This is a genomic window from Microbulbifer agarilyticus S89 (assembly GCF_000220505.1).
Taxonomy (GTDB): domain Bacteria; phylum Pseudomonadota; class Gammaproteobacteria; order Pseudomonadales; family Cellvibrionaceae; genus Microbulbifer; species Microbulbifer agarilyticus_B.
The window spans coordinates 85,167-93,176 of the sequence record NZ_AFPJ01000020.1 but is presented as its reverse complement, the minus strand read 5'-3'; the positions used below and the strand labels follow the sequence as shown (position 1 = coordinate 93,176).

7 protein-coding genes are annotated in these 8,010 nt (G+C 54.8%); all 7 read right to left on the bottom strand.

Annotated features, from left to right (window positions below; genetic code table 11):
• Positions 1 to 503 (bottom strand): alginate export family protein (locus AS89_RS0106090; protein ID WP_010131565.1); only part of this gene is annotated, 503 nt, incomplete at its 3' end.
• 142 nt (positions 504 to 645) lie between these two features.
• Positions 646 to 1,524 carry an ABC transporter ATP-binding protein gene (locus AS89_RS17030; protein WP_010131564.1) on the bottom strand — a complete coding sequence of 293 codons (879 nt, stop codon included), beginning with the start codon at positions 1,522 to 1,524 and terminating at the stop codon, positions 646 to 648.
• Positions 1,525 to 1,563: 39 nt separating this feature from the next.
• Entirely contained in the window at positions 1,564 to 2,553 is a 990-nt protein-coding gene (locus AS89_RS0106080; protein ID WP_010131563.1) for an ABC transporter permease, read from the bottom strand.
• A 121-nt stretch (positions 2,554 to 2,674) separates the two neighbouring features.
• The gene (locus tag AS89_RS0106075) at positions 2,675 to 4,051 is read right to left on the bottom strand and encodes a CmpA/NrtA family ABC transporter substrate-binding protein (RefSeq protein ID WP_010131562.1); all 1,377 of its coding nucleotides are present in this window, start codon (positions 4,049 to 4,051) and stop codon (positions 2,675 to 2,677) included.
• Positions 4,052 to 4,781: 730 nt separating this feature from the next.
• The gene (locus AS89_RS0106065) at positions 4,782 to 6,248 is read right to left on the bottom strand and encodes an OmpP1/FadL family transporter (protein WP_010131561.1); all 1,467 of its coding nucleotides are present in this window, start codon (positions 6,246 to 6,248) and stop codon (positions 4,782 to 4,784) included.
• A 235-nt stretch (positions 6,249 to 6,483) separates the two neighbouring features.
• A complete protein-coding gene (locus tag AS89_RS0106060; protein ID WP_010131560.1) occupies positions 6,484 to 7,125 on the bottom strand; it encodes a DUF3108 domain-containing protein in 642 nt (213 codons plus the stop codon).
• A gap of 214 nt (positions 7,126 to 7,339) precedes the next feature.
• On the bottom strand, positions 7,340 to 8,005 hold the full coding sequence (gene purN / locus AS89_RS0106055) for a phosphoribosylglycinamide formyltransferase (RefSeq protein WP_010131559.1): 666 nt from the start codon (positions 8,003 to 8,005) through the stop codon (positions 7,340 to 7,342).
• Between the last annotated feature and the right edge of the window lie 5 nt (positions 8,006 to 8,010).

Sequence of the window (8,010 nt, the reverse complement as noted above, 5' to 3'; positions counted from 1 at the left end):
CTGGTGTTGGTAACACTGAAGGCGTCGTAAGTCTGCTCGTTCTGACGGAAGCCTACGCCACCAACAAAACGCTGGTTGTCCAGCAAGATGCGCTGGCGACCAAACTTCGCTGTGGTGGCGCCCGTGGTATATGCGAGATAGGCCTGATTCACCTCGGTACCTTCCGGGTCAGCAACGCCACCTTCGAAATCGGTGATGTGCGCTACATCATCCATTTCAATCAGCGTGCTGAAGCCTTCATACGAGGCGGAGGAGAAGGTCAGTCGGGTTTGCAGGCTGGTAAGGTCATAATCGACGCCGTTGACGTCAACCATTTCGGTACGTGCACGCAGGCCCAGGGTCACGTCGGCTTGTGCCAGCGCATCGGCAAAGCTCGCCACTTGCGGTGCCTGCTCTTCGGTCATCTCCTGGGAGAAGGCCGGTACGGCGATCAGGGCGCCCATGGTCAGGGCCAGCACGTTTTTAGTCAGAAGCGGTTGCATGGAGGTTTTTTGGTTTTTCATATTGTGTTCCTGTCAAGGAGGGTAAAAGTGTTTGGTTATTGCCCTGAGGAAACGTTACCGCGTGTTAACTTTTGGGCTCACGCCCACGCACTACAAAAGTGTGAGCGGGAAAGCGAAACTTCTGTATGGTCGCCGGGCGGATTCAGGCCGCGTTATCGACGGTCTCTTTGATATCCGCGCCCGCGTGCGCTGGTACAGCATCTGATTTGGCCGGTGTAGATTTTTTGGTCGGCACATCCGGTTTGCTGTGTCGCTCGTGCAAGAACTTCAGTACCTTGGCCCGGTATTGGTTGTAGCGTGGGTCATCTGCCAGTTCCAAACGATGGCGCGGACGCTCGAGGTCTACCTCGAGGATTTCACCGATGGTGGCGGCCGGGCCGTTGGTCATCATCACGATGCGATCGGACAGCAGTACCGCCTCATCCACATCATGGGTAATCATGATCACGGTATTGTTGAGCTCCGCCTGGATTTCCATCAGTGAGTCCTGCATGTGGGCACGGGTCAGTGCGTCCAGAGCACCAAATGGCTCGTCCATCAGCAAAACTTGGGGCTGCATGGCCAGAGCCCGGGCGATGCCTACACGCTGCTTCATGCCACCGGAAATTTCGTCTGGTCTTTTATGCATGGCGTGGCTCATGTGCACGAGATCGAGGTTATGTTCGATCCATTCGCGCATCTCTGCCTTGGATTTGTTTTTGCCGAACACCTGCTTTACTGCAAGCTCGACATTTTCGTAGGCGGTAAGCCAGGGCAACAGCGAATGGTTCTGGAATACAACCGCCCGCTCTGGGCCCGGCTCGGTCACTTCTTTACCGCTCAGGATGACACCGCCGCGAGTTGCCTGATAAAGGCCCGCCACAACATTCAATACGGTGGATTTACCGCAACCGGAGTGACCGATCAGGGACACGAATTCGCCCTGGGAAATTTTCAGGTCCACGTCGCGCAAGGCGGTAAACGGGCCTTTCGGGGTCGGGAATTCCATATCGATGTGACTGATATCGAGAAGTACGCTCATTGTCTCGTCTCCTAAAAAATTGTTTCGTCTGCTGCCGGGTCAGTTTGCTGCTTTGTCCCAGGAGACTAGTTTTTGCAGTGCCAGCATGCCGCGGTCGAGCAGGAAGCCAATCAAGCCAATGACCAGCACTGCGGCCATGATGCGAGCCAGGGAGTCGGAGCTACCATTTTGGAACTCGTCCCAGACAAACTTTCCAAGGCCCGGGTTCTGCGCCAGCATTTCCGCCGCAATCAGTACCATCCAGGCCACTCCGAGGGAGAGGCGCATGCCGGTAAAAATCATGGGTACCGAGGCCGGTAGAACAATTTTTTGTACGTGGCGCAGCGCTGGCAGTCGCAATACCTTGCTCACGTTCACCAGATCTTTATCAATGCCGGCAACACCTACCGCTGTGTTGATAACCATTGGCCACAGGCAGCACAGGGTTACAGTGATTAGTGAATTCAGAAATGATTTGGCGACGAGCGGGTCCGGCGATGTATAGAGTGCGGAGACCACCATGGTCACCAGCGGCAGCCAGGCCAGCGGCGATACCGGTTTGAAGATCTGAATGATCGGGTTGATCGCGTTGTTCAGTGCCTGGCTCAAGCCAATGGCGATGCCCAGGGGAATGGCAATGGCCACTGCCAGCAGGAAGCCGCTCATGACGGTTATCAAGCTGGTAATAATCTGGTCCAAAAAGGTTTCTTTACCGGTGTAGGCACGGATCTTGGGCTGATAGTTGGGATCTTTGGCTACACGTTCCGCATTGCGTTTTTCCTGGCGTTCATAGAAGGCTCGCTCTTTTTCACGGGAGCGCTGGTGCTCATCGTACAGGGCGTTGAATTGCTCCATGACTGCGGCGGGACCGGGGAACTTACCCAACGATGTATCAATATTTTGCGCGGTGACGGACCACAGCAGCAGGAAGGCGAGTATGCCCGCGACTGGCAGTGCCACCAGTCGCATGGCATTGCTGAACAGAGTTGCGTCCAGGTGCGGCAGCTTTAGGCTGCTAAATTTTGTGGCGATTACCGTAGTGGTGTTCATTCCTGTTACCTCAGCACACGAGTTGAGCGTTAGGGTTGAGCGTGAGACAAAAGCCTGAAAAATTTATTGTTTTGTGGAGCGCACTGGCCTGGACTGCAGACCAGTGCTTTTCGAGGCTTTATTACAGTTTTTGTCCGGACTTCAGGCCAATATCGAACTTTTCGATGTAGGCATTGGGTTCTTTACCGTTGTAGACGATGCCGTCAATAAAGTGGGTCTGCGGATTGCGGAAGCCATCTTCGGTTTCGAAGTCGGGGAACTGCTCGGCAGTAGCCAGTTTTTCGTCAATCAGAGACTTGGCGGCTGCCTGGTAAATGTCTGGGCGGTAAACCTTGGCTGCCAGTTCCTTGTACCACTCATCAGGCTTGTCTTCGGAGATCTGGCCCCAGCGACGCATCTGCGTCAGGTACCAGATAGCGTCGGAGTAGTAGGGGTAGGTCGCGTTGTAGCGGAAGAATACATTGAAGTCCGGTACTTCGCGCTTGTCACCTTTCTCGTACTCAAAAGTACCGGTCATGCTGTTGGCAATTACGTCGTAGTCAGCGCCCACATAGTTAGACTGGGAGAGAATCTTCACCGCTTCCGGACGGTTTGCATTATTGTTCTCGTCCAGCCACATGGCGGCGCGAATCAGGGCGCGGGTAACACGCACGGTGGTGTTGGGGTATTTTTCCGCGAACTCTTTGGTGATGCCGAAAACCTTTTCCGGATTGTCCTTCCAGATTTCGTAGTCGGTTACTACCGGTACACCAATGCCTTTAAATACTGCCTGCTGGTTCCAGGGCTCACCTACGCAGTAGCCATAGATAGTGCCGGCTTCCAGAGTGGCAGGCATCTGCGGTGGCGGGGTCACCGAAAGCAGGGCGTCCGCATCAATCTGACCGGAGATATCGCCTTTGTGCGGTGCGTAGTAGCCCGGGTGGATACCACCAGCGGCGAGCCAGTAGCGCAGTTCATAGTTGTGCGTGGATACCGGGAATACCATACCCATGTTGAAGGGCTTGCCTTCTTCTTTGTATTTTTCAACAACCGGCTTCAGCGCGTCAGCCTTGATCGGGTGTACCGGTTTGCCATCCGCCCGCTTGGGGATGTTTGGCTTCATCTCTTCCCAGATGGTATTGGAAACGGTGATGCCATTACCGTTCAGATCCATAGAGAAGGGCGTGATGATTTCGGCTTTGGTGCCGAAGCCCATGGTGGCGGCGATGGGCTGGCCCGCGAGCATGTGGGCGCCGTCCAGGCGTCCATCGATTACGCCGTCCAGCAATACTTTCCAGTTGGCCTGCGCTTCGATGGTCACATACAGGCCTTCATCTTCGAAGTAGCCCTTTTCGTAAGCAATAGCGATGGGGGCCATATCAGTCAGTTTGATAAAGCCAAACGTCAATTCTTCTTTTTCCGGGTAGCCCAGCTCCTCGGCGGTAGCGGGCACAATGCTGAAGCTCACTGCCAGCGCTAGAGACGCTGCAAGAGTTTTGAGTGGCTTGTTCCAGGTCATGGTGAGTTTGCTCCAAGTTTTGTCAGCGATGTAGTTGTAAAACTCTGTGTTGAGCGGCCGGTGAATCTGGTGACTGCAATTCAGGCCAAAAAAAAACGCTCACCGACTACCCGTTACTGTGGACGGGGTCGGTGAGCGCCTCTGCTCGAAGGCATGCACCGGGGTGCGTTGCCTGACTAATTTTTCGTGAGCTATCGGTAGCTCGTTGACCGGCAGCTGGATATGCGTGCGGTCATTTCTGGTGCGCGTGGTTGTTACGCGCTCACCTTGACCATTGCAGACTCCGTGCCAACTTTTTCTTCCGCGTATTTGCCTGGTCAGTTATTCGTTGGCTATGTGGGAGGTGATTGTCGGGGGGAGGAAATATTTATATTGCAGTAAAACCCCTGTTTTTAGAGGGTTTTCTGCTCAAATTATGCTGTATGCCCGTCGGCTGCGGCGGGTGGTCGACGCCGTACACAGCGCTATGTGGGTGCGAGGAATGCTGCGCCATTACACGAGGTATTCAGTGCACTCTGGACTTTGTTGGGTTTGGCCCCGGCGGCTGATTCAGTGCAGTAGGATGCATGTGGGGAAAGATTTGGTGCAGGCTGCTGTGCAAGGAGGGGCATAAACAGTGCGCGGGCGGGATTGTTTTGGTGCGCATGCCGATACGCCAGGCATTACCGGCCAATAAAAAAGGCCAGGTGTCGCCACCCGGCCTTTTGAACATCAAGCGCTAATCGTCGGATTAGAAACTGTAGTTCAGGGACGCGCCCACCAGCCAGGCTTCCAGGTTGGTGGTGCCACCATCAAAGTAGGTGCCAAGGCCGATGTCTGGAGTCAACGGCAGGGCCTGGAACTCCTGAATAGGCTCGTCATCACCCCAGATGTAGGCCAGACCACCATCGACGCTCAGCTGGTCGCTGAATTTGTAGGTACCGCCGAAGGTAACCCACTGACGGTCGGCATCTGGAATGGACAGGGTGCGCCAGGTTACCGGCAGACCAAGACCACCATTCAGGCCCACAGCAGCAGATTCGATACGACCATCTTCGTTCAGGCCATCGCGCGCTGCACCGTTGTCGTAGGCGTAGCCCACGCGCCAGGTGATTTCTTCACACGGGTAGTATTCCGCACCCAGGCTGTAGCGCCAGCCGCTCTGGAAGTTTTCTTCCTTGATCAGCAGCGGGTTGTAGCGATCTACCAATTCGTTGTTGACGCGCTGATCCGGGAAAAACGCTTGCAGACGCTCGAAATCGTCCCAATCGGTCCACAAAGCGCCCATGGCGATGCCCCAGTGCTCGTCAAAGCGGTGGTAAACACCGATTTCGAACGTGTCAGGGAGGTCCAGGGTCAGTCGTGCACGCTCGTTGTCAAACGGGCGTCCATCCACGAAGGAGGGCAGCAGATCGGAGTTTACGTCCGCGTCAATTTCAGGGCGCAGTTCGGACTGGTAGGAAACACCTACATGGGTGTGGCCGTCTGCACTGCGCCACAAACCACCAATGCTCCAGCCCACGTACCAATCATCGCCATCGGCGTCGAGGATTTTGGCGTTGGAAACCGGGAAGCCCAGCAGCTGCTCGGCTGCATCTTCGAGCACAAAGTTGTTCGGCACTTTGGTCTTCAGTGTGGCGTCGCCGTACAGGAAGTTTGCAGAAACTCCGATACTGAACTGGTCATTGAAGTCGAATGCCACGGACGGTGCGATGGTTACGGACAACAGCTCGGTCTTGTCGGAGATGTGAGTCACCGGCCAGCTGGAGGCGAAGTCGGTTTCCAGGCCGTAGTCGGTATTCATGGCAATGCCGAAAGACCAGCAATCGTCCAGCGGAATCGCCAGATAGGCGTTAGGCACGAACGCGGAGCTGGCGTAGTCGTCTGCCTTGTCGAAAACAGACGCTGCCAGCACAGGGCCTTGCTGGGTAAGCAGGTAGTAGTCGGTGTTGCCGGCGGCGTCGATTTCAGGGTTTACGTAGGTCACGCCTACGGAGAAAGCCATTTCATTGAACAGCGCAGAACCTGCCGGGTTGCGAGCCAGGATGGCGGCGTTATCACCAATGGCATTTTCCGCGGCAAACGCGCGGCCCAAACCGGAGGTGCTGGATTCCTGGAGGGCGAAACCAGCGGCAAACGCACCGCCCGAATAAGTACCGGCGGTTACGGAACAGATCGCTGCGGCTAATGCGGCTTTACGCAGAGTTTTAGTGTTCATGAGGTCCCACTCAATTACTGAAATGAATGCCAATTGGTGTGGAAGCCCACTCCGAAACTTGGCTGAGAATCTATTCCGGAAAAAGTTTGCATGCAGCAAACATGTTCCTAGTAGATGGAGTCTAGCAGTGTCAAATTTACCTACTAGACAAATGCGGCGTCTTTATAGAGACGAATTGCGGAAAAATCTACGCTTTGACGTAATTTTTTTGGAGAGTGTGGGAAAGTTTTGAAAATTACTTTTTGTTGGAAATTTCTTTTCCATCAATGAGTAATTTTGTCAGGGTGATCTGGTAGCTTTTGCCATTTTCTTCGCGCTGCATCAGTTTTACTAGTGCATAGTTCCACTCTGGCGCGAACCATATGTTTGTGACGCGCTGTGCACCTTCGCCGCGAACGCGCTGTACCTTTATTGTTTCAATTGCGCCCATCGGTGTTGTGACAGTTTCCTTGCCCGCCACTTCAAATTCGTATTCGCGAATTCTCTTTCCATCGGCCACCAGATATTTTAATGGCTGCTTGCCGTTGGCCACGTCAATGGCTAATTGCATCTGATAACTTATCTTGTCCTGAACATCTGCCGGTGCTTTTTCAATGCTGCGCGACTTGTTGTAAATATTTACGACACGCTTGCCGTCATCCTCGAAGCTGAGCGCAGTGTGTCGGTCGCGCCCGAGACCGGATTTTTGATAATCGTAGTGCTGTGGGATCAGGCGCAGCCCTTGTTGTGCAAAGCGGGAGTACTCTTCGATTTTCGCAAACATGGAGTGGGCGGAAAAATCCAGGCGCCAGCTTTGCGGGCTGCCGCTGAGGGTACGCTCCGCCTTTACGGCGAAGCCGCTGAACTTGGCTTCGTAGGTGGCAGTGAAGGGAAGCAAAACGCGGGGCGCTGCAGGTTCTGCGCTTGTCTCAGCAGCACTCGTCAGGCTGCCGAACAGGAAGGAGGCGAGAATCGTAGTAAATAAAGGTAAGCGGAGAGAAGTAGACGCAATAGAGCGAATAATGCGGGCGCAACGATTCAAGAGATAACCTCCGGCCTGTTATTGGACTTCCATCTATATGGATGCTCTCAGGCCGGAAATTGTTCCGACCCTACAACCGCAACCCGCTGCGAGGCAGTAGCTCTCCGTCGAATTCGACGCGGTCACCGTCCATGCGAAGACGCCCCTGGGCAAACCACTGGGCCACCTGCGGGTAGATTTTATGTTCCTGCACCAGCACCCGTTGTGCAAGCACCTCGGGCGTATCACCGGCTTCGATGGGTACAGCAGCCTGCAAAATAGGTGGTCCACCATCTAGTTCTTCGGTGACAAAGTGTACGGTGGCGCCGTGTTCATTGTCGCCCGCCTCCAGAGCACGCTGGTGCGTGTGCAGGCCCTGGTACTTTGGCAGCAAAGATGGATGAATGTTCAATAGACGTCCACTGTAGTGGCGTACAAAGTCCGGGGTAAGGATGCGCATAAACCCGGCCAGTATGACCAGGTCCGGTTCGTAGCTGTCGATCAGCTCGACCATGGCCCGGTCGAAACTGTCGCGATCGGCGAAGTCCTTGTGGCTCAGCACCTCGGTCGACACACCCGCATTTTGCGCGCGGGTGAGTCCGTAGGCATCGGCTTTGTTGCTGATGACAGCTTCAACGCCGTATGCGCACTCCGCGTTTGCCGCGGCATCGAGGAACGTCTGCAGGTTGCTGCCGCTGCCGGAGATAAGGACTACGGCGCGGCACTTGCGCGTTGGAGAGGAAGGGTCGGCAGACATATGTG

Coding starts and splice junctions, on each gene's coding strand:
- AS89_RS17030 (WP_010131564.1), bottom strand. CDS start 1,524: ATGAGCGTACTTCTCGATATCAGTCACATCGATATGGAATTCCCGACC.
- AS89_RS0106080 (WP_010131563.1), bottom strand. CDS start 2,553: ATGAACACCACTACGGTAATCGCCACAAAATTTAGCAGCCTAAAGCTG.
- AS89_RS0106075 (WP_010131562.1), bottom strand. CDS start 4,051: ATGACCTGGAACAAGCCACTCAAAACTCTTGCAGCGTCTCTAGCGCTG.
- AS89_RS0106065 (WP_010131561.1), bottom strand. CDS start 6,248: ATGAACACTAAAACTCTGCGTAAAGCCGCATTAGCCGCAGCGATCTGT.
- purN (WP_010131559.1), bottom strand. CDS start 8,005: ATGTCTGCCGACCCTTCCTCTCCAACGCGCAAGTGCCGCGCCGTAGTC.